A 25,539-nucleotide genomic window follows, 5' to 3' on the forward strand; every position below is an offset into this window, starting at 1 on the left:
AAATCGATCTCCAACGGCTGCTGACCGCTGACCAAAAGGCTCTTCCGGGTACAAGAAAAGAGGCACCAAAATGAAACTGCATAAGCTCGTTACAGCGCTGATCCTGGCTGTGCTGGCTCTGCCCCTTTCAGCCGGTGCGGCTGCCCATCGGACAGCCCCTCTGAAAGTGGGAGACAAGGGCTGGAAAGTCAAAACGGTGCAGATCAAACTGAACGCCATCGGTATGAAAACACCCCAGACGGGAAAATACACCAGGGAACTGGAAGGCCAGGTCCGGAACTTCCAGAAGGAACACCGGCTGCCGGCCACCGGGAAAGTGGATGACACCACCTATTTCCGGATCCAGGAAGCCGCCTTCGAAAAAGAGGGCATCCATGGAATCAGGGGCGAAGACGTGGTCCGGACGGCCTCCCGGTACAAGGGTGTGCCCTACAGCTTCGGGGGAACCACGCCCCGGGCTTTCGACTGCTCCGGCTACGTCCAGTATGTGTTCCGCCAGCACCGGGCCCAGCTGCCCAGGACGGCGGATCTGCAGTATGAGAAGGGTCTTTTTGTGACCCAGCGGCAATTGAAACCGGGGGATCTGGTGTTCTTCTCCACCTATGAACCCGGAGCGTCCCATGTGGGCATCTATGCAGGAAACGGGCTGTTCTGGAACGCCACCTCTTCCCGGGGAGTGCGGCTGTGCAGCCTGTCCGATGATTATTGGAAATCCAGATATTACGGTGCAAAACGGGTCCTGGTCCCGGTGCACAAATCATATCGCTAAAGCGAATCAGGGGGTAAATCGATGATTAGGGAACGACGCAACAAGGAAAAGCTGACCAGCTACTACAATAAATTTGTGGACGAGGGGATCATAGATCCCAACGTCCATCCGTGGGTGGCGGAGTCCTGGCGCCGGTGCGAAGCACGGAAACTGGAACATGAGACCATGCCGGCCAACGGGGTGCGGCTGTCTCCCCAGGAACTGGCCAAGGCACTGGAAGTCCATGAGGACGTGGTGAAGTATGTGGACGGGCTCTTTGAACAGAACAAACAGTATTTCAATTCCCACAATCTGAGCATGCTGCTGGTGAATGAAGAGGGATATGTGCTGAAGAACTACGCCCTGCCCTTTTTCCAGCGGAGCATCGAGGATATCCAGGGCATGCGGGTCCTGGAGGAGGATGTGGGCACGTCCAGCATCTGTGTGGCCCGGAGCCACAATGTGCCTTTCCTGATGTTCGGACCGGAGATGTGGATCCGGGAAAGCCATTCCGGAGATGCCTGCTCCGCTCCCATCGAAGTGGGCGGCCAGTGCCGGTACATCCTGTCCCTGTTCTCCCTGGACCAGAATGATCTGCCCTACGACATCCTGCTGAGCCTGCTGATGACCATGAAATACTCTGTGGAGAATTTCCTGAACATGCTGGCCTACTGGAAGGTCTGCGGCCTGATCTCGGAAGAGATCCCGGCTTCGGTCTACTGGGTGAACCAGGACGGCAGCCTGCGGTACAGCAACACCAACGGGAAAAAGCGGCTGGATGGGAAGGAACGGCTGGACGAAGTGTTCCTGAACTATGAACACATCCCCATCCAGAAGGGATTGTCCGGGAAGAGCACCATCCGGAAGGAAATCACCTGGATCACCCAGGAACGGACCTATGAGGATGTGACCAGTGTACTGCCGGTGAAAGCCGGCGGCAAAGTGGACAGCGTGGTGATTATCACCATGGCCATCGAGGACCTGAAGACCACCATTGCCCATGCCACCGGATACAGCTCCCGGTACAGCCTTTACAGCATGGTGGGCAACTCCAGCGAATTCCTGGCCCTCCAGCACAAAGCGGCCCGGGTGGCCCGGGGAGACAACAACCTGCTGCTCCAGGGCGAACCGGGTACCGGCAAGCAGCGGCTGGCCCACGGGATCCATCAGGCCAGCCCCCGGGCAGCGGCTCCTCTCATTACCGTCCGGGGCCATGACGGCTCGGAAGCGGAACTGGAAGCGGAATTCTTCGGCAGTGATGACGGCGCCGGCCATGTGACCGCCGGAGCCCTGGAACTGGCCAACGGGGGAACCCTGTTCCTGGATGAAATCGAAAAATTCCCCACCAAGCTGGAAGATGCCCTGGCGGATGCCCTGCGCAACGGGGTCCGGAACTGGGAAACCGGCACCCGCCGGAAATACAATGTGCGGGTGATCGCCGCCTGCGACTCCAACCTGAAACGACTGACGGACAAGGGACTGTTCTCCCGGAACCTGTATGAACAGGTGATCGGGACGGTGATCCGGGTTCCGCCCCTGCGGGAACGGGTGGAAGATGTGGAAGTGATCGCCAACCACATCCTGACGGAAATGGCCGCCCGGCACAACATGCCCAGCAAGACCCTTTCCCGGGAAGCTCTCCAGCTGCTGAACAGCTGCCAGTGGCCCGGCAACATCAAACAGCTCCAGGGGGTCATCGAACAGGCCTTCTTCCACACTTCCGGCAGTGTCATCGAAGCATCCCACATCAAACTGCCGGGAGAACACCGGATCGAAAAATCCTGGAAGCATGACAAGGATGCCTTTGTGGCCGCCTGGAAAGCTGCGGGAGGCAATATCAGCAAACTGGCGCTGATGCTGGATGTAAGCCGGGTGACCCTGTACCGGTATCTGAAAAAATTCAATCTGGGCCCGGAAGAAAAGAAAAACCGGGGCAAGAAAGCAAAGACGGAAGAAAAATAAAAAATCAGCTGTCAACGGTCAACGGCTAAAAGAGGGTGTTGCATACAAGGTGCAACACCCCCCTATTTCCATGACAAGGAGAAACAACACATGCGTTTACGAAAGAAACCCTGGATCCCTCAGGCCCTGGAAGAGTACCGGGGAAAAGAACTGCTGGAAGACGGACTGGAACAGTATCGGGGCCAGTGGTCCCAACAGGTGCTGGGGGGCCGTCCGGTCCAGCTGGAAATCGGCTGCGGCAAGGGGCAGTTCCTGGCAGCCATGAGCCAGCTCCATCCGGAAATCGGCTACCTGGGCATTGAAACCCAGCGGGATGTGTGCTATTACGGCGTGAAGAAGATCCGGGAAGGGGAAATCCCCAATGCCCGGATCCTCCATGCTGACGCCGCCCATCTCCTGGACTGGTTCGCTCCGGGAGAAGTGGACCAGATCTACCTGAATTTCAGCGATCCCTGGCCCAAGGCCCGGCATGCCAAACGGCGGCTGACTTACCGGACTTTCCTGGCCCAGTACAAAGAGATCCTGAAGCCGGGGGGACATCTCCGGTTCAAAACGGACAATGATGATCTGTTTGCCTTTTCTGTAGAGGAGTTCAAGGAATTTGGCCTGGAAATCGTGGCACTGTCCACGGATCTCCACCATACGGACATCCTCAACGAAGCCCAGACGGAATATGAGCAGAAGTTCAGTGCCCGGGGCAAGAACATCAACTTCTGCGAAGTGGCCTTTTAACGGCGCCGAGGCGGAGCTATGGGAAAACGGTTTTTAATCTGGGACAATCCCCGGGATGCACTGGTGAACCTGGTGTATTTCCTGATGATCCTGGGGGGCGTGAACATTTTCAGCGCCAGTTTCGTGGCGGCGGCGGATATGTTCGGCAACGGGTACCATTATCTGATCCGGTATGCCATTTACGGGGCCATCGGACTGGGGCTGATGCACTGGGTGGGCCGGAAATGGGACTATCACCAGTTCTTCCGGGTTGACCAGCTGCTGTGCGTGGGCTGTACGGTCCTTTTGATTGCCGTGGACATTTTCGGCAAGGCCACCAAAGGGGCCCAGCGCTGGCTGATCCTGGGACCTTTTTCCTTTCAGCCTTCCGAATTCGTGAAACTGGCGGTGATCCTCCTGGGGGCCCATTTCCTGGGCCGGGTGATGGAACAGGGGAAAACACCCCATCTCCACCGGAAGGATACCTGTCAGGCCTTCCTGGAAGCGGCGTTCATGTCCTTCCTGGTGCTGATCCAGCCGGATATGGGGACGGCTTCCATTATCCTGACCCTGATGATCGTACTGTACCTGCTGGCGGGACTGCCCTGGAAAGAATTCGGCATCCTGGTGGGGGTGCTCCTGGGCGGGGCTGTGGCGGCCGTGATCCAGGCTCCCTACCGGCTGAACCGGATGCGGATCTGGCTGACGCCGGAACTGGATCCCCAGGGCAACGGGTACCAGGCGGTCCAGGCCAAAATGGCCATCGGCAGCGGGGGAATCTTCGGTGAACCCTTCGGCATGGGCACCAGCAAGTTCTTTTACCTGCCGGAAGCCCATACGGATTTTGCCTTTGCCATTTTCTGCCAGGAATGGGGCTTTCTGGGAGCCCTGTTCCTGATGCTGGTATTCCTGCTCATGGGACTGGCCCTGTACCGGATCGGGCAGAATACCCAGGACCGGAAGGGGTTCCTGCTGGTCAGCGGGGTGAATTTCCTGGTGGTGGGCCAGGCCATTGCCAATATGGCCATGGTCTGCGGCATCCTGCCGGTAATCGGGGTTCCGCTGTCCTTCATCAGTTATGGGGGCACTTCCCTGATCATCACCCTGGTGGGCATCGGCCTGGTGCTTTCCGTGTACCGGATGGAAATGGAACGGGGAAAACAGCCGGCCGGGTCCCGGGTGCCGCCCTCCGGTAACAGACCGTTCCAGCCGGGACGGAAAGAGACGGGGAGGTGGACCCGGTGAAGATACCGCAGTTTTTGCAGAGAAAAAAGAAAAAAACGGGTCCGGCACCGGAAAAACCGGTGCTGAAGCTGGATCCCAATCACCAGGAAATCCTCCATGAGGGAAAGCTCCGGGCCGTGGGCCTGGGGAAATTCCTGGGGCTGGCCGTGCTGGTCATTGTGGTCCGGCTGTTCTGGCTCCAGATTGTCCAGGGCAGTACCCTGGCCCAGGAGGCCAATGACCAGATCACCGGGGAACATACGGAAATCGCCCCCCGGGGCAGCATCGTGGACCGGAACGGGGAGGAGCTGGCGGTAAGCGTCATCAGCAAATCCCTCTATGTGGATCCCCAGGAACTGGTGGACAATCCGGACCGGTGGCCGGCGGGGAAAATGCCCAGCCGGGACCCCAAAAAGGTGGCAGCGGATGCCCTGGCACCGGTGCTGGGACTGAATGCGAACAAACTGTACGAAGAATTCTGTGAGCCGGACCGGCGGTTCATCTGGGTGAAGCGGACCCTGGATCCCCATGTGGCGGACCAGGTGGAAGCCATCCTGAAGGAACAGAAGCTCAGCGGGTTCCATTTCAAGGAAGAAAGCAAACGGTTCTATACGAAAAACGACCTGGCGGCCCAGGTCCTGGGCTTTGTGGGCACCGATGACAAGGGGCTGGAGGGGGTGGAAGCCTCCATGGACGACCAGCTGAAGGGCCGGAACCAGAAAAAACGCAGCTTCTTCGACGCCAAGGGCAACCAGGTGGGCCAGAGTGCCATGAACCAGGTCCAGGTACGGCGGATGAACACGGTCCAGCTCACCATTGACGCCCGGATGCAGTTCATCCTGGAAAAGAGCCTGGATGAAGCCATCAAAAAGACCCATGCGGCCAGTGCGGCTGCCATCCTGATGGACCCCAACACCGGGGAGATCCTGGGGATGGCCAGCCGGCCCACCTTCGATCCCAACCATTTTGCCCAGGCCCCCAAAGGAGCCTATATGAACCGGGGCGTGGGCATCGTCTATGAACCCGGATCCGTGTTCAAACCCATTATGGGGTCCGCCGGGCTGATGGAAGGGGTCATCACCCCCAATACGCCCTTCAACGACCAGGGGTCCATCGACGTGGGAGGCCGGCGGATCCGGAACTGGGACGGCAAGGGCATGGGCCATGTGACCTTTACTGACGTGATCAAATTCTCCCTGAATACGGGGATGGCCGACCTGGGCCTGAAGCTGGGAGGCGAACGGGAAACCCAGTATGCCAAAGCCTTCGGCTTCGGCAGCGCCACCGGCAGTGATGTGCCCGGGGAAGAAGCGGGGATCCTGTACAACCCCAAGGATATGGTGCCTTCCGATGTGGCCACCATGGCCATCGGACAGGGGATTGCTGTGACTCCGCTCCAGATGCTCCGTGCCATTTGCGCCATTGCCAACGGTGGGAGCCTGGTAAAACCGTATATTGTCAAAAAAGTCACAAGCCCGGATGGAAAAGTCCTCCAGGAAGGGAAAACAGAAGTGGTCCGCACGGTGATCACGCCGGAAGTGGCGGAAGAAATGCGGACCATGATGGAAAAGGTGGTTTCCGAAGGGGGCGGCAAAACGGCCCAGATCAAGGGCTACAAGATCGCCGGCAAGACTGGGACCGCAGAAAAACTGTCTCCCAAAGGCGGCTATATCCCCGGGGTGTACATTGCCTCCTTTGTGGGCTTTGTGCCCAGTGATGCCCCCAGATATGCCATGATCATCATGCTGGATTCGCCCAAGGGAGCCTTCTACGGATCCCAGGTGTCTGCGCCTATTTTCCGGGATACTCTCCAGCAGATCCTGGTGGCGGAAGGGGTCCAGCCCAGCAACTGGGACGGGCTTCCCACCGTGGAATCCCTGCTGGCCAAGACGGCCAAAGAGGCGGCGCCCCTGGCCACCCTGGAGGCGGACGGGAACGGAGCGGTGAAACTGCCCAACCTGGCCGGCCATGCCATCCGGGAGGTGGCCGCTGCCCTGAGTGGGGCCAACCTGGCCCTGATCCCCGTTGGCAGCGGTACCAGCTGGAAGCAGAATCCCGCTCCGGGAACCATTCTCCACAAGGGAGATACGGTGACGGTGTATTTTCGGTAAGGAAAGGAATGGAAGATGGAACCAATCATTATGGCCGGGAAACCGGTGGCGGAAGAAATCCGCAGAAATCTCCGGGAAAAGTTCGCCGGGAAGGAACTGACCCTGGCCACCTTTCTGGTGGGGGACAATCCGGCGGCCCATGTGTACAAACGGAGCCTGCTGAAGACGGCAGCCAGCCTGGGCATCCATACCCGGGATGTGGAACTGCCAGAAGGAGCCAGCCAGGAAGAAGCGGAACGCGCTCTCCGGGCTCTCAGTGAAGATCCCCGGGTGGACGGGATCCTGCCCCTGGTGCCTTTTCCCTGGCACATCAGCCGGATGCAGCTGATCCGGCAGCTGGATCCGGAAAAGGACATGGACTGCATCCATCCCATCAACGGAGGGAAGCTGTACCTGGGGATCACCCCCTGGGGCCCCTGCACTCCCCGATCCTGCATGGCCCTGCTGGATTACTACAAGATCCCCCTGGAAGGGCAGCATGTGGTGATGGTGGGCTATGGAGAAGTGGTGGGACGGCCGCTGACCCTGATGCTCATGGGCCGGTACGCCACAGTGACCGTGTGCCGTTCCCGCACAAAAAATCTGCCTGCCATTACCAGGCAGGCAGATATCATCATCAGTGCAGTGGGCAAACCCGACCTGATCACGGAAGACATGATCCGGGAAGGAGCCGTGGTGGTGGATGTGGGCATCAATTCCGTGGACGGGAAGCTGGTGGGGGATGTGTCCGAAGCGGCCAAAAAAGTCAAGGCTTCGGCCTACACCCCCGTTCCCGGCGGAGTGGGTGTGGTCAGCAACCTGATGGTCATGGAAACCCTCACCCGGCGTCTCTGATCATTTCTGATCCTTGGCCGCCAGTTTGCCCAGGAATTTGGCCTTGTTCACCAGGAACCGTTCATGGGTGCCCTGGCCGATGGTGCCGTAGTTGTCGGATACGGTGATCTTGAAGGTCAGTTTCCGGCCGTCCACTCCGACCAGGACGGCTTTGGCGGTAACAGTCTTGCCCACGGCGGTGGCGGCATCATGGGACAGGTTCACGCCGATCCCCACGCTGGTGGTTTCCTCATCCAGGCAGGGATTGACGATGCTGCAGGCCGCCTTTTCCATCAGGGCCAGCATGGCCGGGGTGGCGTAGACGTCCAGGGAGCCGCTGCCCATGGCGGCGGCAGTGTTGGTGTGGAGCACGGTATCCGTGGCTTCACCCACGGCGCCGATACGGAATTCTTTCATGATATCCACTTCTCTCTTTTAGATTTTTGACAATTCCATCTTACTCGTTTTTTCCCGGAAAGGCAAGGCGGCAGTCTGGAATCCTCCAGGTGCCGGCCGGGACAAGGGCGAAGAAAACAAGACAGCCGGGAGGGCTTTATGAAAAAGATCATTCTTCTTGGGTGCCTGCTGCTGAGCCTTCTTCTCAGCGGCTGCGCCAAAGGCCACATTACCATGGAAATCACCCGTCTGGGAGCGGCGGACCTTACCTGCAGACTGGTGGCGGCACCGGTGCTGAAACCTACGGTGGACGCCTTCCAGGAAGATTTCCGGAAGGACGGCTATGGAGTCCGGCCTGCCAAAGAAGGGCAGTATGAAGGGTTCGTGGCCACCAAGCATTACAATCAGGTGAAGGATATCAAAGACTCCAAAGTGCTGAAGACCTTTGACATCGGCACCTGGGAAAAAGCGGCCCAGGATGCCGCCGGATCCCAGAACGGGGATAAAGCCAAAACGGCCTCCGTTACCAAAGAAAAGAAAGATCCCATTGTCCGTCTCCAGGGAGGCCTGCTGTTCGATACCATCAGTGTCCATACCGGGATCAACATGGCCCCCAAAGAAGAACTGAAGAACAGGGATGCCCAGGCCGTGCTCCAGAACGTGCTGAAACAGTTCGATCTGCGGTTCACCCTGGTGCTGCCCACCGGGGTGGATGCCACCAACGCTACCCAGGTCAGCGACGACAAACGGATCCTTACCTGGAAGCTGCCCCTGGGAGAAGAAACGCCCATGGAGGCCACCGTCACCTACCTGAACCCGGTGAAAGCCGCCGGCTGGCTCATGGTGCTGCTGGTAGTGGGGGGCGTGGGGAACGCCTATTACCGGAAGCGGAAGAGGATGGAAAAAGCTGGGGCGTGAGCCCCAGCTTGTCTGCAGTCAATGGTTAATGGCCGGATGATAAAATTTGCAGGCAAATTTTATGGATGTGCAAATCGGAACCGTAGGGGCTGCACGCCGGGCAGCCCGCCAAATTGCCGATTGTCCGTACATCCTGCGGAGCAACCGGGCTGCATCCCCTACGGTCCATCCTATTACGAAAAAAATCAATTTATGTTACAATAAACATAAGAAAAGTGAGATTCATCCGAAATGGAGGGAAAGCATATGGCTGATTTTCTGCACCTGACCAAACTGACCATCTATGTAGGCGAAGATTTCTTTTACAAGGACAAACCTTTTTACAAGGCAATCTTTGACATTGCCGGGAAATACAAAATCGCCGGCTGTACAGTGCTCCGGGGGACCCAGGGCTATGGGAGCCGGGTGCGGGGGAAGGAACGGAGACTGTTCATCAGTGTTTCCGAAGCCATCAACCTGCCGGTGATCATCACCATGATCGATACAAAGGAACAGATCGAACTGATGTATCCGTTCCTGGAGGAGAACCTGCGCCACGGGGTGGCTACAGTGGAAGAAATCGACATGCTGGCCACCAATTACGTGAAGGAAGAATACCGGAAAAAGATCGAGAACCGGGACAATCCGGAGATGCAAAAATGAAAGGGGGGGGCTGCGGATGGGCAGCACCCCCGTCAGCTGTCAGCTGACAGGAAAGTGTTGCACGAATCGTGCAACACTTCTTTCATTGGAGGAATGAATATGGAAAAAGTCATCATCGAAAGCTTCACCCTGGATCATACGAAAGTGAAGGCCCCTTATGTGCGGCTGATCGGGCAGGAAACCGGGGAACACGGGGACATCGTTTCCAACTTCGACATCCGGCTGTGCCAGCCCAACCAGCAGGAAATCCCCACCGGAGGGATGCATACCCTGGAACATCTGCTGGCCCTGTATCTGCGGCCCCGGATCAAAGGGTATCTGGACTGCTCTCCTTTCGGCTGCCGCACCGGGTTCCATCTCCTGTGCTGGGGGGTCCATGATCCCAAGGACGTGGCCAAAGCCCTGAAGGAAGCTCTGGAACTGGTGGTGGAGACCACCTGGGACCAGGTACCCGGGACAAAGGAAAAGGAATGCGGGAATTACAAAGACCATTCCCTGTTCTGTGCCCAGGAATGGGCCAAGGAGATCCTGGCCAAAGGAATCAGCAGTGATCCCTATGAGAGGAAGATTGTGTAAGGTGCGTCAGAGACGCACCGAATGGGGGTGTGAATTTTTTCACACCCCCATTTTCACGCTCTCGGCAGTTGGACTTCTATGGAGGTCCCTTCATTCACCCGGCTGGTGAGTCTGATCTTGCCCCGGTGCTGTTCTACGATGTGTTTCACGATGGACAGGCCCAGACCGCTGCCGCCGCTTTGCTTGCTCCGGCTCCCTTCCACCCGGTAGAACCGTTCGAAGACCCGCTCCTGGACATCTTCCGGGATGCCGATGCCGGTGTCCTTCACCGTTAGCACCACCTGGTCTCCGTCCCGTCCCATGGTCACGTACACATGGCCTCCGGGCCGGTTGTACTTGACCCCGTTGTCGATGAGATTCATGGCCATTTCCCGGAGCATGCTGCTGCTGCCCCGGACTTTGTCTTCCGTCAGATGGCAGTGGATGGTCACCTGCCTGTCTTTGCAGAAGGGGTCCATGAATTCCACCACGGACTGGATCAGGCCGCCCAGGGGAACTTCTTCCTGGAGGGCCTCCGCCGGCACTTCTTCGATCCGGGACAGGAAGATGATGCTGTTGATCATTTCCAGCAGCCGGGCCGCCTCTTTCCGGATCAGCTGTCCGAAATGGGTGATGTCCTCTTTTTTCTGGTACATCCCGGCGGCCATCAGTTCGGCGAATCCGCTGATGGAAGTCAGGGGCGTCTTCAGTTCATGGGTCACGTTGGCAGTAAAATCCCGCCGCAGCTGCTCCCGTTCCCGGGCTTCAGTAATGTCCTGGATGATCAGCATCCGGCTGGCCCGGCCCTGGGGCGGTTCCAGAGGCTGGAGGTCCAACTGGTACTGGCGGCTCCGGTATTTGACGGTCCGGTTCCAGGCCCGGCTGTTCCGGAGCTGATCCAGGGAAGTCCGGGCCTCCGGGGGCAGGAAGGGCATGAGGAATTTTCCCAGGATCCGGGGGCGGCCGGCGGTGGGCCGTTCTTCCTGCTGGAGCAGCTGGAAGCCCCAGGCGTTGATCCACTGGATCCGCATCTGGTCATCCAGCAGGATCACCCCTTCCTTCAGGCTGTCGGTGATCCGTTTCATGGTGTTCCGTTCCTGTTCCAGGTTCCGCAGGCTCTGGTCCAGCTGTTTTCCCTGCCGGTCGATGGTGGCCAGGAAGGGCAGCAGTTCCGGGTAGGATGTGTGGAACAGCTGTTTTTCTTCTTCCGAAGTGTCTCCCTGACCGATCTGGGACAGGTACCGGGTGGCCTGTTCCAGGGGATCCAGCAGCCCCTGGGTGAGCCGCCGCACGGTGAACTGGCAGATCAGGATCAGCAGGAGCAGGGAGAAGAGCCACCAGGGCAGCAGAGCTTCCAGGGGACGGAGCAGGTCCGTCTGGGTCCGGGCCAGCCGGAGCACGCTGCCGTCCGATAGCCGCTGGGCCGCATACAGGGTCACTTCCTGGAGGGTGGCGGAATGACGGGCGTTGCTGCCCTGGCCTTCGCCCAGGGCCTGGGCGATTTCCGGCCGCTCCCGGTGGTTGGGCATGGCTGTTGCGTCTTCAAAGGAATCATAGAGGACGGTGCCATGGGTATCCACCCAGGTCAGCCGCAGATCCGGAGACGCCTGGCCGGACCGTTTCAGGAACACATAGGGGTCGCTGTGGTGTTCCAGGTCCGTCCCCAGGACCTGGGCCACCTGCTGGAGATCGGCCAGGGTCTGCTGTTTGGCCGTCTGCCAGGAGGCAAAGGCGCAGACCAGGGCGGTGACCAGGATGCAGGCCAGACCCACCAGGAACAGATGGAGATAAATCTGCTTTTTCATACGCTGTGCTCCCGGTCACTGGATCCGGTAGCCCACGCCCCGGACGGTCTGGATGATCCGTCCGGCTTCTCCCAGCTTCTGGCGCAGGCTCCGGATGTGCATGTCGATGGTGCGGCTTTCTCCCGCATAGGAAAAGGACCATACGGCTTCCATGATCTGGTCCCGGCTCAGGACAATGCCTGCATTGGCCATGAGATAGTGGAGCAGATCGAATTCCTTGACGGTGAGTTCACAGGGCTGGCCCTGAGTAGTCACCCGGTGTTTCTTCAGGTCCAGGGTAATGTCTCCGCAGACCAGCAGGTTCCGGTCCTGGGGCTTCTGCCGGCCGCCCCGGCGGAGGACGGCCTTGACCCGGCTCAGCAGTTCCATGATGCCGAAGGGTTTGGAGATATAATCGTCCGCCCCGGCATCCAGTCCGGTGACCACGTCGTATTCACTGGTCCGGGCGGTGAGCATGATTACGGGCAGACCGCTGGTGGCCTGGCTGTCCCGGAGCTTCTTCAGGATGTCCAGGCCGCTTTCTCCCGGCAGCATAATGTCCAGGAGCACCAGATCCGGCTGTTTGGCTTCCAGGGCCTTCCAGAAAGAGGGACCGTCAGGAAAGGCTTCCGCCTGGAATTTCTGGCTGCAAAGGGCATAACGGACCAGTTCCCGGATGTTTTCATCGTCTTCCACACAATAGATCAGCGCCATCCACTGCACCTTCCTTTACAGGGTTTTCTTTCCATTATAGCCCACTTTCCTTGATTCCAACAGGGGGGGAAGAGTTATGGCGGGGCGAAATCGGAGGGAAAACAAACGAACAAAGTTTCATTAAATACTTGATTTAACGAACAAAACGTGATAATATACAAACAACAAACAAAAGTTCGTGTGGAGGGAGAAAAATGAAGAAACTTTTATTGGGACTGGTACTGGTTCTGCTGGGTGTTTCTTCGTATGGGGTCCTGCAGATGGAAGCGGCTCCCACCCGGTACCGGAATCAGCAGGTGGTGGTGTTCCGGGGGGACAGTCTGTGGGGCATTGCCCGGCGGTATACCCGGCCGGAAGAAGATGTGCGGGAAGTGATCGACCGGATCGCCAAGGCCAACCATCTGGACCTGCGCCAGGCCATCCAGCCGGGTCAGAAGCTGACGGTGCCGGTGAAACAGGGAAAACCGGAAAAAACAGAGAAGATGATGGCCAGCCGCAGCTGATGGTTTCCATGGCCGCTGGCCGGGAGTGCTGTACATGTGTTTTCACACGTGCAACACTCCCTTTTTTGTTGTACAATGGAACCATATTGACTGGGGAGAAAGGACAATGGACGAGGGGAAAGCACCGGGGACCCTCCGGGTCTGCCGGGGGAAAAGACCGCCAACTATTTCATCGGAGTATTGGGGAACCTGGAACAGGGACTGATCCCGGCTGAAGGCAGCGGTGACCCTGCCCTGTCTGCCGGAATCCCTGCGGAAGCAGTTTCCGTCGGAAATCCAGAAAGGGGCGGACCGGATCCAGTCCAGCCTGGAAGCATCGGCTGCCCAAGACCGCAGCGGACAGATGCAGCATCTCCTGCAGCTGTATCCTGTAAACCGATGGGAGGAAAACCAGAATCATGAGCAACCGAAATGAGGCCAAACAGCTGCTGCGCCAGTATCTCATCGCCCGGATCCCCTTCATTGTGCTCCAGACCATCGAGGTGCCCCGGGCTTTGGAACTGCTCCGGGAAGTGGCCCTGGAACTGTCCCGGGAACACTGGCTGGACCAGCAGAGCTTCTTTGCCCACACCCTGAGCAAGGGGGTCTATGAACTGTGCACCAACCGGAGCGTGGAGGAAAATGCCAAATCCGTCCTGGGGGCCGGAGATTTCTTCATTGGCCGGATGCGCCAGGAACAGCGGGAATACCAGACCCTGATCCTGACGGAAATCCCTGTCCGCCAAGGCCATCGCTGCCAATTGGGAACTGCCCCTGTACCGGCTGGATTTCGCCACAGTCCAGGGCAGCTATGTGGGCCAGTCGGAACGGCAGCTCCGGGACGCCCTGACCACGGCGGAACGGGTGTCTCCCTGCATCCTGTGGATCGATGAGATTGAAAAGGGACTGGCAGGGGCCGGTTCGTCCAACGATGGCGGGGTCTCCACCCGGATGGTGGGCCAGTTCCTGTTCTGGCTCCAGGAATGCCGGAAAGCGGTGTTTGTGGTGGCCACCGCCAACGATGTGTCCCAGCTGCCTTCAGAACTGCTCCGCCGGGGCCGGTTCGATGAACTGTTCTTCGTGGATCTGCCCACGGAGGAGGAAAGGGAAGACATCCTGGGGCTGTACTTCCAGCGGTATCTCCAGGTGGACATCCATACCAATGAAACCTTTGCCCGGCAGCTGGTGGAACTGACGGAAGGGTTCACCGGAGCGGATCTGGAATCCGCCGTCCGGGAACTGGCCTACCGGAAGGTGGCGGATCCGGACCATGACCTGACCCGGAGCCTGGCCCTGTACGGAGGCTATGTTTTTGTGGAGGTCTATACGGACTGCTGCCGGGGCGTTTTTCCGGACGGCAAAGTGGCGGTGATCCCCGACTGAACGGGTATTTGTGACACTTTTTGGATACCCTTCCCCAGCTCCTGACGGGGCTGGGGAAATATGCTATACTTAAGGCAGAATACAGGTTTGTTGTGAAGACACTGACAGGAGGGATTCTTATGACAGAAGAAATGGATAAACGGGATGCCATGGATCAGGAAGAAGATGCCGTAGAGGCGGAAACCCGCCCCATGGATGAAGAAGTAGAGGAAGAAGACACCCTGGGGCCGGAAGACATTGCCCGGGAATCCGAACGGATTATCCGCTGGGGGGCCGCCCGGGCCAGTGTCATCGTCATGACGCCTTTCCTGGGAAGCCTGGCTCTCATGGCCAACGAAGTATACATGATCACCCGGCTCTGCGATCTCCGGGGGGTGGAACTGGAAACCGGCGCCATTGCCGGCCTGGTGGGCTCCCTGGGAGCTTCCTTCGTGGGGCAGACCGTGTTTACGGTGATCCCCTTCCCGCCTCTCCAGGTTCCTATGGCCGTAGGCATCACCTATGCGGTGGGGAAAGCCGCCAATGCCTGGCTGGATGCTGGCCGGCCCGATGACCTGAGCCAGTTCAAGGGTCTCTATGAACAGGCCCGGAAGGAAGGCATGGAAAAATTCCGGGAATTCACCAGGGACAAGAACCGGAACATCCCCCTGGGGGATGAACGGCGGAAAGTGGCGGAAAAAGCCAAACCCATTTTTGACAAGCTGAAGACCAGGGCGGACGAAGCCGCCGACCGGCTGGGTGAAGTGGCGGAAAACATGGGGACCTATGTGGAGGATTTCAATATGCTGGTGGCACCTTTCAAGGATGCCGTGAGCCGCTGGGTGAATGCCCAGACCTGGGAACAGCTGCGCCGGGGCGAACTGGCCGTGCCCTATACGGATCTGGCCAAGGGGCTGGGAGAAGCCATGAAGGACAGCGAATTCCAGTTCCGGGAATGCCGGTACAAAGGGGATCATCAGCTGGAAATCACCGTGGAACATGAAAAGTACGGGACCCTGACCGCCGATGTGGAGATCGAAGCCCTGGCCCTGAACAACACGGCTTCCTATGCCCGGTTCCGGATCCATGACTTTGCCATTGCCGACAACAAACTGGGCGAACTGCTGGTGCGGCTCCTGGGGACCCGGATCATCATGAGCCTGGTGAACGCCATCTTCAACATGACGGTGGTGAACCGGGACGACCTGATCTGCACCTTCAGCGACAAGAGCCTGACGGTGGACTTCACCGACGTGATCAAGAAGAGCAAACTGGCCCAGATGACCATCAAAGGGTTCAATCTGTTTGATCTTGTACGGCTCACCGGACTGGTGCCGGAAGCGGATGGACTCCATATCTACAGTCAATGGGGACTGAAAAAGAAGTAAAAACGGGAAAGTGTCTACACTCAAAATCACATGTGTTTACAGAAAAAGGGAAGGTGATACACCTTCCCTTTTTATTTAACAAAATATAGTAAATATACACATAATTACCGCAATTCTTATGGATTTTTTGTGAAAGAAGGATTATAATGAACCCGACAGTAAAATTTGCGAATTGAAGGGGTTCGCAGAAGGGGGTTTTATTCAATGATTAGCTTCTTTGTGTGTCTTGCTATTTTAATTGGTGGTTATTTCATTTATGGCGGATACGTGGAAAGCTGCTTCCGTCCTCCTATCGATGACAGAAAGACTCCTGCCTATCGTCTGGAAGATGGGGTTGACTACGTACCCATGGAAAACTGGCGTGTTTTCCTGATTCAGCTGCTGAACATCGCAGGTCTGGGTCCTATTTTCGGTGCCCTGGCTGGTGCTATGTGGGGTCCTGCCGTGTTCCTGTGGATCACTTTTGGTACCGTCTTTGCCGGCGGTGTCCATGACTTCATCTCCGGCGTGCTGTCCGAACGGAACGATGGGGCTTCCATTTCCGAACTGTGCGGCAAATACCTTGGGCCGACCATGAGACATATCATGCGTGGGTTCTCCGTTGTCCTGCTGATCCTGGTAGGCGTTGCCTTCACCACTGGCCCTGCCGGCCTGCTGACCAAGATCACTCCCATGAGCTATAACTTCTGGCTGGTTGTCTTACTGATCTATTATTTCTGTGCTACCTTCCTGCCGGTGGATAAACTGATCGGGAAACTGTATCCGTTCTTCGGATTCTGCCTGATCTTCATGGCTGTGGGCGTTGGGACGATGCTCTTTGCCGAAGGGTACCATGTACCTGAAATCGCTCTGACCAATATGCATCCGAAAGGAACTCCGATCTGGCCGATCATGTTCATCACCGTAGCCTGCGGTGCCATTTCCGGTTTCCATTCCACCCAGTCCCCGATTATGGCCCGCTGCATCAAGAGTGAACGGGACTGCCACAAGATCTTCTACGGAGCCATGGTCTGCGAAGGGATTATTGCTCTGATCTGGGCGGCTGCCGGTGTTTCCTTCTATGGCAACACTGCCGGCCTGGGCGAAGCTTTCGTGAAATACCATGGCGCCGGCGGCGTTGTGTATGACATCTGCTCCGGCCTGATGGGCTACCTGGGCACCGTTATCGCCATGATCGGTGTTATCGCCTGCCCTGTATCCTCTGCTGATACCGCATTCCGGTCCGCCCGGTACACCCTGGTTGACTGGTTCAAGATCGACCAGCACACCCTGTCTTCCCGTCTGAGACTGGCTGTGCCCATCATTGCTGTGGGCGGCATCCTGACCCAGGTTGACGTAACCATCCTGTGGAGATACTTCTCCTGGACCAACCAGACCCTGGCCATGCTGGTGCTGTGGTCCGGTGCCATGTACCTGTATGCCAACAAGGGCAATGCCTGGATCGCCATCATCCCTGCAACCTTCATGAGTGCTGTATCCTGTACCTACATCCTGGTTGCCAAGGAAGGGCTGCAGCTGAGCACTTCCGTGGCTTATCCTGTGGGTGTTGCTTTCGCCATCGTTGCTTTCTGCCTGTTCTGGAAACGGGCCAAGAAAGTGGACCGGGGCGAACTGGATATTGCCGACAAACCTGTCCAAGGCTGATTCCTTGTAAAACGAATCTTATCCCTTCAAAAATTCCCGGGAGCTTGTCTCCCGGGAATTTTTTTATATCCGGGAGCTGTCCGTTACAACAAGGCTGTTGTATCAATGGAAAAGAAAAATGAAATGTAATAAAAAATAATTCATATGCGCGTAAAACGAAAATTCTCCGTCTTTTTATAAAAAACATTACAAAAAACATGAAAAAATCCCATAAAAATGATGAATAGTATGTAGATGTGACGGAGAGGGGAGAAAAAAGCCCTTTACTTGTATACAGAATGTGGTATACTAGGGAACATCATCGTCAACGAGCGAAAGACGGAAAAAGAAACAGCTTACAGAATAACGGAAAGAAGGCCTTGGAATGGAACATAAGTATAATCCTGTTACACCGGAACTGGTGGAAGAACTGAAAAAAGTGGTGGGCGACCGCTATGTAAAGACCGATGAGGAATATCTGGAACAGTACCAGACGGACGAAGAAGGGAACCCCCATTTCTTCAAGAAACCGGAAGTGGTGGTGTTCCCCGGCACCACGGAAGAAGTGGCGGAAGTGGTGAAACTGGCCAACAAATTCCTGGTTCCCATCACTCCCCGGTCCGCCGGCACCGGCGTGGCCTGCGGCGCCATCCCCATCTACCATGGGATGGTGGTAGAACTCCAGCGGATGAACAAGATCCTGAAACTGGATGCGGACAACTTCTATGCAGTCTGCCAGACCGGGGTGTTCACCGGCCAGCTCCAGGCAGAAGCCAGAAAGGCCGGCGTCATGTACGCCGGGGATCCTTCCAGTGCGGAATCCTGCCAGATCGGCGGCAACGTGGCCAACAACGCCGGGGGCAACCGGGCTGTACGGTACGGTACCACCCGGGATCAGATCTATGCCCTGAAGGTGGTCACCCCCACCGGGGACATTGTGGATGTGGGCGCCCGGCTGAAGAAATGCTCCACCGGCCTGTGCCTGGAACAGCTCTTTGCCGGCAGTGAAGGGACCCTGGGAATCATCACGGAAGTCACCGTGAAGCTCCGTCCCCTGCCTCCCTATTCCTTCAATATGGTCTGTGTGTTCAACACCGACAAGGAAGCCTTTGCCCTGCCCAACAAGATCCTGAAAGCGGGGATCGATCCCACCTCCATCGAATACATGGGCAATTCCGCCATCGACATGACCTGCAAATACCTGGACAACATGGACATGCCCCATGTAAAGGAAGGGTGCTGCTACGTAATCGTAACGGTGGAAAGCTTCGATCAGGATGAATCCGACCGGAAGATGGAAAAACTCTGCGACCTGGCGGAAGCCAACGGTTCCATCGACGAATTCGAAGCGGATCAGCGGATCTGGACCCTGCGGAAACAGTTTGCGGAAGCGGCCCGGGATATCGACCGGATGTTCCAGACCGAAGACTTCGTGGTGCCTCTGGACAAAATCGCGGAAATGACCGCCCAGATCCCCGAACTGGAAAAGAAATACAACCTGTACACGGTGACCGTGGCCCATATCGGGGACGGGAACATCCATGTACTGCCTCTGAACAAATATGGCCTGTCTCCGGAAGAATGGTTCAAGACCATCAAGGCTTTCCATGCAGACCTGTTCCCCCGGGTATATGCCCTGGGCGGCAAAATGAGCGGCGAACACGGCATTGGCTACAAGAAGCTGGAAGAATTCGCCCGCTGCACTCCCGAAGGGGAAGTGAAACTGATCAAAGCCATCAAACAGGCCCTGGATCCCAACAACATCATGAATCCCGGGAAACTGGTGGATGTGAACGGAGATTTTGTGGCGTAAAAAGAAGGGCTGTTGCGCAAGCAACAGCCCCCTTTTTTCCTTTTCCCGTATGGATTATAATAGGAACTGTATCGAATCATCCAACAGAAAGGGCCTGCTGGCCCGGAGGGAGTTCCTATGAAGCCATCCAAGGGAAAGAGGCTGCTCCTGGCACTGGTGCTGTGGGGAAGCCTGCTGCCGGCGGCCTGGGCCGCCGGAACAGGAACAACTGAATACGGAATGGGGGCGGAATCCCTGGCAGCGGCCGGACCGGCTCCGTCAGGCAAGCTTGCCGTCAGCCAGCCGCTGGGGGAAACCGGGGCTCTCCGGCAAAAAGACCTGAAAGCGGAACTGCTGGCCCGGTACGGGGAACGGAAAAAACGGCAGCCGGTGGTCTTCCGGGATCCCAAAAACGATGTGCATTTTGCCCTGCCGGACGGATTTTCTCTCCAGGGGGTCTATGGCCGGGGGAAGAATCAGGAAGACATCCTGATGCGGGCGTCCCGGGGCGATACCCTCCTGGTCTACATGGCCAACGGGGCCATGATGAAAACTGAGGGCCAGAAGGAGGCCAAGCCCTTCCAGTCGGAAAAAGTCATGCTGGAACTCACGGCCCGGACCTATGAGGAAGAAGCCAGGACCCGGGGAATCCCGGTCCAGGTTTCGGAAATGGGCACCTTTGCCGGCCGGGACGGGCTCCATATCCGGCAGCTGGAAGAAGGGAAGGTATCGGACCGGTATTTCTTCGGGGACCGGAAAAAACTGTACAGCCTCAGCTTCCTGAGCCCGGAAAAAGAGGCAGGGACCCTGGATCCGGCCGTGCGCCAGGTGCTGGATTCCCTGGAAATCGGCACGGCCTATGAACGGGTCCGGCTGCCTCACAGCGGCGTATCTTATGAGATCCCCTTTGGGAGCGTGGACATCCAGAAAGCGGCGGATCCTGATGATCCCCATCGTCTGACCCGGCTCCATCTGGACAGCCAGCTGATCACCGGGGTGATCTTCCAGCCCCTCCAGGAAAGCCAGGACTATGCCTTCCTGCCGGACAGTCTGGAAGGCCTGTGTCCCCAGGACCGGGAGAACCTGTGCCGTCTGATGACGGAGAACCGGCGGACCCGGTGGGAACGGAGCCATCCCGGCCAGATCCTGAAAGAAAACCGCACGTATTTTTCCCAGGCAGCGGGACGGCCCTGCATTGTGGAGGACATGGTCCTGCCGGGAGGCAAAAGCCTGGGCTATGTGTTCCTGCGGAAGGGAACCCTCCTCTCCCTGGATTATTTCCAGCTGGGAGCCCGGGATCAGCAGAAAATCATCGACTATTCCATAAACAGCCTCCAGTGGAAAGATACGGATACGGTGGTCCGGGCCGGGAAAAAAGGTCCGGAAAAACCACTGAAACCCAAATACGGGGGAGAATGAACGGACTGACAAAGGAGCTGATTATCCATGGAACAGAAAGAATTTGCACAGGATGTGGATACCCTGGACGCCTGGATCAGGGAGGCGGACCACATTGTATTCTTTGGGGGGGCCGGGGTTTCCACGGCCAGCGGGATCCCGGATTTCCGCAGCAAGGACGGGCTGTACAACCAGCATGATGTGCGGTTCGACCAGTACCGGCCGGAATATCTCCTCAGCCACAGCTGCCTGGTGAACGAACCCAAGGTCTATTTCGAGTTCCACCGGCAGAAAATGGATACCCGGAAGATCCAGCCCAACAATGCCCACAAATACCTGGCAGCCCTGGAAAAGACCGGGAAACTGGATGGCATCGTGACCCAGAACATCGACGGGCTGCACCAGAAAGCCGGCAGCCGGAAGGTCTATGAGATCCACGGCAGCGCCCTGCGGAACTACTGCATGAGCTGCGGGAAACGGTATCCATCAGATTACATTTTCGAATCCAAAGAGCCCATCCCCCACTGCACCTGCGGAGGCGTGATCCGGCCGGACATCACCCTTTATGAAGAGATGCTGCCGGATGAGGCGGTGGAAAACGCGGTCCGGGCCATTTCCCGGGCGGATCTGATGATTATTGCCGGCACGTCCCTGACGGTGTATCCGGCGGCTTCCTTCATCAACTATTTCCACGGGAAACGGCTGGTGATCCTGAACCGGGACCCTTTGTCCGTCCACATGAAGGCGGAAACCCTGGTGATCACGGAAAACATGGACAAGGTGTTCAAAGCCCTGGCAGAAAAAGAGGGAATTGCCCTGTAAGGCAGGAAAGGATGCTTTTTGCCGGTCTTTTGTGCTATAATGACAAGAGTATTGCATTGAATTTTTGGGGGTTATAATCATGTTGGATCTGAAATTTGTCCGGGACAACACGGAAAAGGTTGCCCAGGCTCTGAAAAACCGTCATGCCAAAGTGGATCTGGAAGAATTCAAGAAGCTGGACCAGGAACGGCGTTCCCTGCTCCAGGAAGTGGAAGCGGACAAGAGCCAGCGGAATACGGTGAGCGCTGAAATCAGCCAGATGAAGCGCAATGGGGAAGACGCAACGGAAAAAATCACCGCCATGCGGGCCCTGGGTGACAAGATCGCAGAAGCGGATAAAAAAGTGAAGGATGTGGAAGCCCGGCTCCAGGCTGTGATGCTGACCATCCCCAATATGCCTGCAGCGGATGTGCCGGTGGGCAAGGACGATACGGAAAATCCGGAAGTGCGGAAATGGGGCGAACCCACCCACTTTGATTTCGAACCGAAAGCCCATTGGGAAATCGGGGAAAAACTGGGGATCCTGGATGCGGAACGGGCAGCCAAGGTTTCCGGTGCCCGGTTCTACTATTACAAAGGGGCCGGCGCCCGTCTGGAACGTGCGGTGTACAACTTCATGCTGGACCAGCACACCCGGAAAGACGGCTATATGGAAGTGATCCCGCCCTACATCGTGAACACCGCTTCCATGACCGGTACCGGGCAACTGCCCAAATTCCACGAAGACATGTACAAGGTGGAAGGCCAGGATATGTACCTGATCCCCACTGCGGAAGTGCCTCTGACCAACTATTACCGGGGAGAGATCCTGAACGGGGATGACCTGCCCATCTACCTGACTGCCATGACCCCCTGCTTCCGGGCCGAAGCCGGCAGCGCAGGCCGGGATACCCGGGGCCTGATCCGGCAGCACCAGTTCCACAAAGTGGAAATGGTGAAGTTCTGCAAACCGGAGACCAGCTATGATGAACTGGAAAAACTGGTGGGCAATGCGGAAGACATCCTGAAAGCCCTGAAACTGCCCTACCATGTGGTCTGCCTGTGCACCGGGGATTTGGGCTTTTCTGCCGCCAAATGCTACGATGTGGAAGTCTGGTTCCCGGAACAGAACAAATACCGGGAAATCTCTTCCTGCTCCAATACGGAAGATTTCCAGGCCCGCCGGGCCAACATCCGGTTCCGCCGGGATGCCAAATCCAAACCGGAATACGTCCATACCCTCAACGGCTCCGGTCTGGCAGTAGGCCGTACGGTAGCCGCCATCCTGGAAAACTATCAGCAGGCTGACGGATCCGTGGTGGTGCCGGAAGTGCTCCGTCCCTACATGGGCTGTGACGTGATCACAGGCGCCAACTCCTGATAAAGTTTTGATATTCGCTACAATTGAATATTTATTCAATACCCGCCGTTCCTGGCGGGTATTTTCTTTCCCGGGGAAATACCCGCACGGGCTCATTCGGGCTCATACGCCCTGAATCGTCTTATTTCTGGCAAAAGTGAAAAATAAAGCGTTATTGTGAGTAAAACCTGGTGGTGAATATTTTTCTTTGAACTCCTCAAAACTCCTTTGTTCTCCTCGATTTTCCTTGATTTTCCTCTTGCACTTTCTTCTCATCGTAGTATAATGAACTACGAATTTACGATGGCCGTGTCTGTGCCGGCAGGTCCGGACCGCAGCTGCAGGCCCAAAGGGGGATGGATAATGAACGAACAAAGTTTTTTCCAATTGACTCAAGATGCTGTCACCAGCCTGGCGGAAAGGTATGGAACTCCTCTTCTGGTACTGTCGCTGGAGCAGGTTGAGAAAAACTATGATATCCTGCGGGAACATATCCCGCAATTGAAAATACATTATGCCATGAAAGCCAATCCGGATCTCCATATCCTGGATCTGCTGATCAACAAGGGAGCCTGCTTCGATGTGGCCAGTGACGGAGAGATCCGGACCCTGAGCCAGCTGGGGGTTTCCGGAGACCGGATGATCTATGCCAACCCCATCAAACTGGATGCCGGGTTCCGGGCCTGCAACGATGCCGGGGTGTACCGGATGACCTACGACAGCGAAAGTGAAATCAGAAAGATTGCGGAACACTGTCCGGGAGCCACGGTGCTGCTGCGGCTGCGGATCGACAATGCCAAGGCCCATGTGGACCTGAACAAGAAATTCGGCTGCCCCCGGGAAAAAGCCCTGGATCTGATGCTGAAGGCCAAAGAAGCCGGACTGGATGTGGCCGGCATCGCCTTCCATGTAGGCAGCCAGACTGTTTCGGCGGATCCCTATTTCCACGCCATGGACATTACCCGGGAACTGATGGCGGAAGCCCGGGCCAGGGGCCTTTCCATGCGGGTGCTGGACATCGGCGGCGGTTTCCCCATTCCGGAAACCGGGGTCCATTACAATCTGACAGCCCTGCTGGATCAGGTGGCTGCCCGGCTGCGGGAGGACTTCTCTGATCTGGAGATCTGGGCGGAACCGGGCCGGTACATGTGCGGCACGGCGGTGAACCTGATCACCCGGGTGATCGGGGAGAACGAACGGAACGGACAGAACTGGTATTTCCTGGATGACGGGATTTACGGGACCTTTTCCGGAGTGATCTTCGACCAGTGGGATTTCAAACTGATCAGCTTCAAGGACGGAAAAAAGATTCCTGCCACGTTTGCAGGACCCAGCTGCGATTCCCTGGACATCATGTTCCGGGGCAAGATGACGGAACCCCTGGAAGTGGGGGACCTGCTGCTGGTGCCGGTGTGCGGGGCTTATACATCGGCTTCCGCCACCACCTTCAACGGCTTCAAAAAAGCCCGGACGGTGATCTGGGAAGAAGTCCGGGAGGAACTGGGACTGGATGCCATGAGTGTGGCGGTGTAAAGAGAGCCAATAAAAAAGGTGCCGGAAGGCACCTTTTTTATTGGCCGTCACTGGTCTGTGGTATATACCGCAGACCCCTTTACGTATGTCCCCAAAATCCGGAAATCTTCATCGAACACGGTGATATCCGCCCGTTTGCCCGGTTCCAGGGTGCCCCGGTCGGTGAGGCCCAGCTCCCTGGCCGGGTTGACGGTGGCCAGCTGGACGGCCTGGGGCAGGGTCAGATGGGCCCAGCTGCGGATGTTCCGGACCGCCCGGTCCATGGTCAGGATGCTGCCGGCCAGGGTGCCGTCTTCCAGGGTGGCCCGGCCGTCTTTTACGTATACGGTCTGGCCCCCCAGCTCGCTTTTTCCTTCTCCCAGGAGGCAGGCCCGCATGGAATCGGTGATCAGTTCCACCCGGTCCAGCCCTTTGGCCTGGATGGCCAGGGCCAGGGCCGCCGGATGGATGTGGATCCCGTCGGCGATCAGTTCACAGGTCACCGGCAGGGTCAGGGCCGCCCCCACCAGCCCCGGCTTCCGGTGATGGAGGGGGCTCATGGCGTTGTACAGGTGGGTGATGTGGCTGGCACCGGCGGTCACGGCACGGGCAGCCTCTTCCCAGGTGGCGTCGCTGTGCCCCAGGGAAACGATGATCCCGGCCCGGCGGCAGCGGGAAATGAAATCCATGTCCTCCAGGGTCTCCGGGGCCAGGGTCAGGAGCCGGATCAGGCCGGCAAAGGGTTCCACCAGCTCCCAGCAGGCTTTCCGGATGTGGCAGGCTTTCTGGGCACCCTTGTATTTTTCGCTGATGAAGGGGCCTTCCAGGTTGGCCCCCAGGATCTCTGCCCCGGGAACCCGGCCCCGGGCCTCCCGGATGGCGGAAAGAGCCTGGGAAATAGCGGTTTCACTGGAGGTCATGGTGGTGGGGAGCCAGCCGGTGACCCCGGTGGCGGGCAGCAGCCGGCTCATGGTTTCCAGGGCTTCCCGGCTGCCGTCCATGGCATCCCGGCCTCCGCAGCCGTGGATGTGAAGGTTGAGGAATCCCGGTGACACATAGGCACCCTGGACATCGATCCGTTCCGCTTCCGGAGGGATCCGGTCCGGGGAACAGAAGCCCCGGATCCGTTCATCGAACACCAGTGCCTGTCCCTCCCGGATTTCTTGTGGTAAAATAAATCTGCCGTTGCATATGGCTTTCATGGCATGCTCCTTTTCCGGCCGTCCCCGGGAAAGGAATCAGG

General features: G+C 57.4%; 22 protein-coding genes and 1 pseudogene. 19 read left to right on the top strand and 4 right to left on the bottom strand.

Translation table 11 applies throughout. The features are described from left to right. Positions 1-70: 70 nt before the first annotated feature. From ACFER_RS00620 to ACFER_RS00645, 6 genes are all read left to right on the top strand, one after another. Complete coding sequence (locus ACFER_RS00620) at positions 71-769, top strand: C40 family peptidase (protein WP_012937515.1); 699 nt, start codon at positions 71-73, stop codon at positions 767-769. A gap of 21 nt (positions 770-790) precedes the next feature. Continuing rightward, positions 791-2,710: a sigma-54-dependent Fis family transcriptional regulator gene (locus ACFER_RS00625; protein WP_012937516.1), complete on the top strand. Its 1,920-nt coding sequence runs from the start codon at positions 791-793 to the stop codon at positions 2,708-2,710. 90 nt (positions 2,711-2,800) lie between these two features. Continuing rightward, positions 2,801-3,442 (top strand): tRNA (guanosine(46)-N7)-methyltransferase TrmB, encoded by a 642-nt coding sequence (gene trmB / locus ACFER_RS00630; RefSeq protein WP_012937517.1) that lies wholly within the window; start codon positions 2,801-2,803, stop codon positions 3,440-3,442. Between the two features lie 18 nt (positions 3,443-3,460). Next, the gene (locus ACFER_RS00635; RefSeq protein WP_012937518.1) at positions 3,461-4,666 is read left to right on the top strand and encodes an FtsW/RodA/SpoVE family cell cycle protein; all 1,206 of its coding nucleotides are present in this window, start codon (positions 3,461-3,463) and stop codon (positions 4,664-4,666) included. Then, complete coding sequence (locus tag ACFER_RS00640) at positions 4,663-6,756, top strand: penicillin-binding transpeptidase domain-containing protein (RefSeq protein WP_012937519.1); 2,094 nt, start codon at positions 4,663-4,665, stop codon at positions 6,754-6,756. The genes ACFER_RS00635 and ACFER_RS00640 overlap by 4 nt, the downstream gene beginning before the upstream one ends. 15 nt (positions 6,757-6,771) lie before the next feature. Then, positions 6,772-7,590, top strand: a complete 819-nt coding sequence (locus ACFER_RS00645; protein WP_012937520.1) for a bifunctional 5,10-methylenetetrahydrofolate dehydrogenase/5,10-methenyltetrahydrofolate cyclohydrolase — start codon at positions 6,772-6,774, stop codon at positions 7,588-7,590. Here the strand turns inward: ACFER_RS00645 and ACFER_RS00650 are convergent, their stop codons facing one another. Then, positions 7,591-7,986, bottom strand: a complete 396-nt coding sequence (locus tag ACFER_RS00650) for a thioesterase family protein (protein WP_012937521.1) — start codon at positions 7,984-7,986, stop codon at positions 7,591-7,593. A gap of 138 nt (positions 7,987-8,124) precedes the next feature. Here ACFER_RS00650 and ACFER_RS00655 point away from each other — a divergent pair, with 138 nt between their 5' ends. From ACFER_RS00655 to ACFER_RS00665, 3 genes are all read left to right on the top strand, one after another. After that, positions 8,125-8,883: a hypothetical protein gene (locus ACFER_RS00655; RefSeq protein ID WP_012937522.1), complete on the top strand. Its 759-nt coding sequence runs from the start codon at positions 8,125-8,127 to the stop codon at positions 8,881-8,883. Positions 8,884-9,129: 246 nt separating this feature from the next. Further along, complete coding sequence (locus ACFER_RS00660) at positions 9,130-9,525, top strand: DUF190 domain-containing protein (RefSeq protein WP_012937523.1); 396 nt, start codon at positions 9,130-9,132, stop codon at positions 9,523-9,525. 99 nt (positions 9,526-9,624) lie between these two features. After that, on the top strand, positions 9,625-10,101 hold the full coding sequence (locus ACFER_RS00665) for an S-ribosylhomocysteine lyase (RefSeq protein WP_012937524.1): 477 nt from the start codon (positions 9,625-9,627) through the stop codon (positions 10,099-10,101). A gap of 53 nt (positions 10,102-10,154) precedes the next feature. On the opposite strand, the gene ACFER_RS11710 is transcribed toward ACFER_RS00665, so the two are convergent. Continuing rightward, positions 10,155-11,885 carry a sensor histidine kinase gene (locus ACFER_RS11710; RefSeq protein ID WP_012937525.1) on the bottom strand — a complete coding sequence of 577 codons (1,731 nt, stop codon included), beginning with the start codon at positions 11,883-11,885 and terminating at the stop codon, positions 10,155-10,157. Positions 11,886-11,900: 15 nt separating this feature from the next. Further along, a complete protein-coding gene (locus ACFER_RS00675) occupies positions 11,901-12,578 on the bottom strand; it encodes a response regulator transcription factor (protein ID WP_012937526.1) in 678 nt (225 codons plus the stop codon). 194 nt (positions 12,579-12,772) lie between these two features. Between ACFER_RS00675 and ACFER_RS00680 the strand changes: the two genes are divergently transcribed. The 10 genes and pseudogenes from ACFER_RS00680 (at position 12,773) to ACFER_RS00725 (ending at position 24,317) form a co-directional block, all read left to right on the top strand. Next, a complete protein-coding gene (locus ACFER_RS00680; protein ID WP_012937527.1) occupies positions 12,773-13,081 on the top strand; it encodes a LysM peptidoglycan-binding domain-containing protein in 309 nt (102 codons plus the stop codon). 223 nt (positions 13,082-13,304) lie between these two features. After that, positions 13,305-13,496: a hypothetical protein gene (locus ACFER_RS11335; protein ID WP_049763412.1), complete on the top strand. Its 192-nt coding sequence runs from the start codon at positions 13,305-13,307 to the stop codon at positions 13,494-13,496. A 293-nt stretch (positions 13,497-13,789) separates the two neighbouring features. Continuing rightward, a pseudogene (locus ACFER_RS00690) lies at positions 13,790-14,305 on the top strand (ATP-binding protein); the annotation flags it as partial. 257 nt (positions 14,306-14,562) lie between these two features. After that, a complete protein-coding gene (locus tag ACFER_RS00695) occupies positions 14,563-15,810 on the top strand; it encodes a hypothetical protein (RefSeq protein ID WP_012937528.1) in 1,248 nt (415 codons plus the stop codon). Positions 15,811-16,014: 204 nt separating this feature from the next. After that, positions 16,015-17,454 carry a carbon starvation CstA family protein gene (locus ACFER_RS00700; protein WP_012937529.1) on the top strand — a complete coding sequence of 480 codons (1,440 nt, stop codon included), beginning with the start codon at positions 16,015-16,017 and terminating at the stop codon, positions 17,452-17,454. A gap of 364 nt (positions 17,455-17,818) precedes the next feature. Beyond that, on the top strand, positions 17,819-19,246 hold the full coding sequence (locus tag ACFER_RS00705) for an FAD-binding oxidoreductase (protein ID WP_012937530.1): 1,428 nt from the start codon (positions 17,819-17,821) through the stop codon (positions 19,244-19,246). Positions 19,247-19,363: 117 nt separating this feature from the next. Beyond that, a complete protein-coding gene (locus tag ACFER_RS00710) occupies positions 19,364-20,644 on the top strand; it encodes a hypothetical protein (protein WP_012937531.1) in 1,281 nt (426 codons plus the stop codon). Between the two features lie 27 nt (positions 20,645-20,671). Further along, entirely contained in the window at positions 20,672-21,445 is a 774-nt protein-coding gene (locus ACFER_RS00715) for an NAD-dependent protein deacylase (protein WP_012937532.1), read from the top strand. 79 nt (positions 21,446-21,524) lie between these two features. Next, positions 21,525-22,805 carry a serine--tRNA ligase gene (serS, locus tag ACFER_RS00720; protein ID WP_012937533.1) on the top strand — a complete coding sequence of 427 codons (1,281 nt, stop codon included), beginning with the start codon at positions 21,525-21,527 and terminating at the stop codon, positions 22,803-22,805. A 342-nt stretch (positions 22,806-23,147) separates the two neighbouring features. Further along, complete coding sequence (locus ACFER_RS00725) at positions 23,148-24,317, top strand: type III PLP-dependent enzyme (RefSeq protein ID WP_012937534.1); 1,170 nt, start codon at positions 23,148-23,150, stop codon at positions 24,315-24,317. Positions 24,318-24,364: 47 nt separating this feature from the next. On the opposite strand, the gene nagA is transcribed toward ACFER_RS00725, so the two are convergent. Beyond that, positions 24,365-25,498, bottom strand: a complete 1,134-nt coding sequence (nagA, locus tag ACFER_RS00730; protein ID WP_012937535.1) for an N-acetylglucosamine-6-phosphate deacetylase — start codon at positions 25,496-25,498, stop codon at positions 24,365-24,367. Positions 25,499-25,539 lie beyond the last annotated feature (41 nt).

The sequence above is a fragment of the Acidaminococcus fermentans DSM 20731 genome, from assembly GCF_000025305.1.
Lineage (GTDB): Bacteria > Bacillota > Negativicutes > Acidaminococcales > Acidaminococcaceae > Acidaminococcus > Acidaminococcus fermentans.

What these genes read in the sequence shown, in the direction of transcription:
- ACFER_RS00620 (WP_012937515.1), top strand. Translation starts at nt 71, where the DNA reads ATGAAACTGCATAAGCTCGTTACAGCGCTGATCCTGGCTGTGCTGGCT.
- ACFER_RS00625 (WP_012937516.1), top strand. Translation starts at nt 791, where the DNA reads ATGATTAGGGAACGACGCAACAAGGAAAAGCTGACCAGCTACTACAAT.
- trmB (WP_012937517.1), top strand. Translation starts at nt 2,801, where the DNA reads ATGCGTTTACGAAAGAAACCCTGGATCCCTCAGGCCCTGGAAGAGTAC.
- ACFER_RS00635 (WP_012937518.1), top strand. Translation starts at nt 3,461, where the DNA reads ATGGGAAAACGGTTTTTAATCTGGGACAATCCCCGGGATGCACTGGTG.
- ACFER_RS00645 (WP_012937520.1), top strand. Translation starts at nt 6,772, where the DNA reads ATGGAACCAATCATTATGGCCGGGAAACCGGTGGCGGAAGAAATCCGC.
- ACFER_RS00650 (WP_012937521.1), bottom strand. Translation starts at nt 7,986, where the DNA reads ATGAAAGAATTCCGTATCGGCGCCGTGGGTGAAGCCACGGATACCGTG.
- ACFER_RS00655 (WP_012937522.1), top strand. Translation starts at nt 8,125, where the DNA reads ATGAAAAAGATCATTCTTCTTGGGTGCCTGCTGCTGAGCCTTCTTCTC.
- ACFER_RS00660 (WP_012937523.1), top strand. Translation starts at nt 9,130, where the DNA reads ATGGCTGATTTTCTGCACCTGACCAAACTGACCATCTATGTAGGCGAA.
- ACFER_RS00665 (WP_012937524.1), top strand. Translation starts at nt 9,625, where the DNA reads ATGGAAAAAGTCATCATCGAAAGCTTCACCCTGGATCATACGAAAGTG.
- ACFER_RS11710 (WP_012937525.1), bottom strand. Translation starts at nt 11,885, where the DNA reads ATGAAAAAGCAGATTTATCTCCATCTGTTCCTGGTGGGTCTGGCCTGC.
- ACFER_RS00675 (WP_012937526.1), bottom strand. Translation starts at nt 12,578, where the DNA reads ATGGCGCTGATCTATTGTGTGGAAGACGATGAAAACATCCGGGAACTG.
- ACFER_RS00680 (WP_012937527.1), top strand. Translation starts at nt 12,773, where the DNA reads ATGAAGAAACTTTTATTGGGACTGGTACTGGTTCTGCTGGGTGTTTCT.
- ACFER_RS00695 (WP_012937528.1), top strand. Translation starts at nt 14,563, where the DNA reads ATGACAGAAGAAATGGATAAACGGGATGCCATGGATCAGGAAGAAGAT.
- ACFER_RS00700 (WP_012937529.1), top strand. Translation starts at nt 16,015, where the DNA reads ATGATTAGCTTCTTTGTGTGTCTTGCTATTTTAATTGGTGGTTATTTC.
- ACFER_RS00705 (WP_012937530.1), top strand. Translation starts at nt 17,819, where the DNA reads ATGGAACATAAGTATAATCCTGTTACACCGGAACTGGTGGAAGAACTG.
- ACFER_RS00710 (WP_012937531.1), top strand. Translation starts at nt 19,364, where the DNA reads ATGAAGCCATCCAAGGGAAAGAGGCTGCTCCTGGCACTGGTGCTGTGG.
- ACFER_RS00715 (WP_012937532.1), top strand. Translation starts at nt 20,672, where the DNA reads ATGGAACAGAAAGAATTTGCACAGGATGTGGATACCCTGGACGCCTGG.
- serS (WP_012937533.1), top strand. Translation starts at nt 21,525, where the DNA reads ATGTTGGATCTGAAATTTGTCCGGGACAACACGGAAAAGGTTGCCCAG.
- ACFER_RS00725 (WP_012937534.1), top strand. Translation starts at nt 23,148, where the DNA reads ATGAACGAACAAAGTTTTTTCCAATTGACTCAAGATGCTGTCACCAGC.
- nagA (WP_012937535.1), bottom strand. Translation starts at nt 25,498, where the DNA reads ATGAAAGCCATATGCAACGGCAGATTTATTTTACCACAAGAAATCCGG.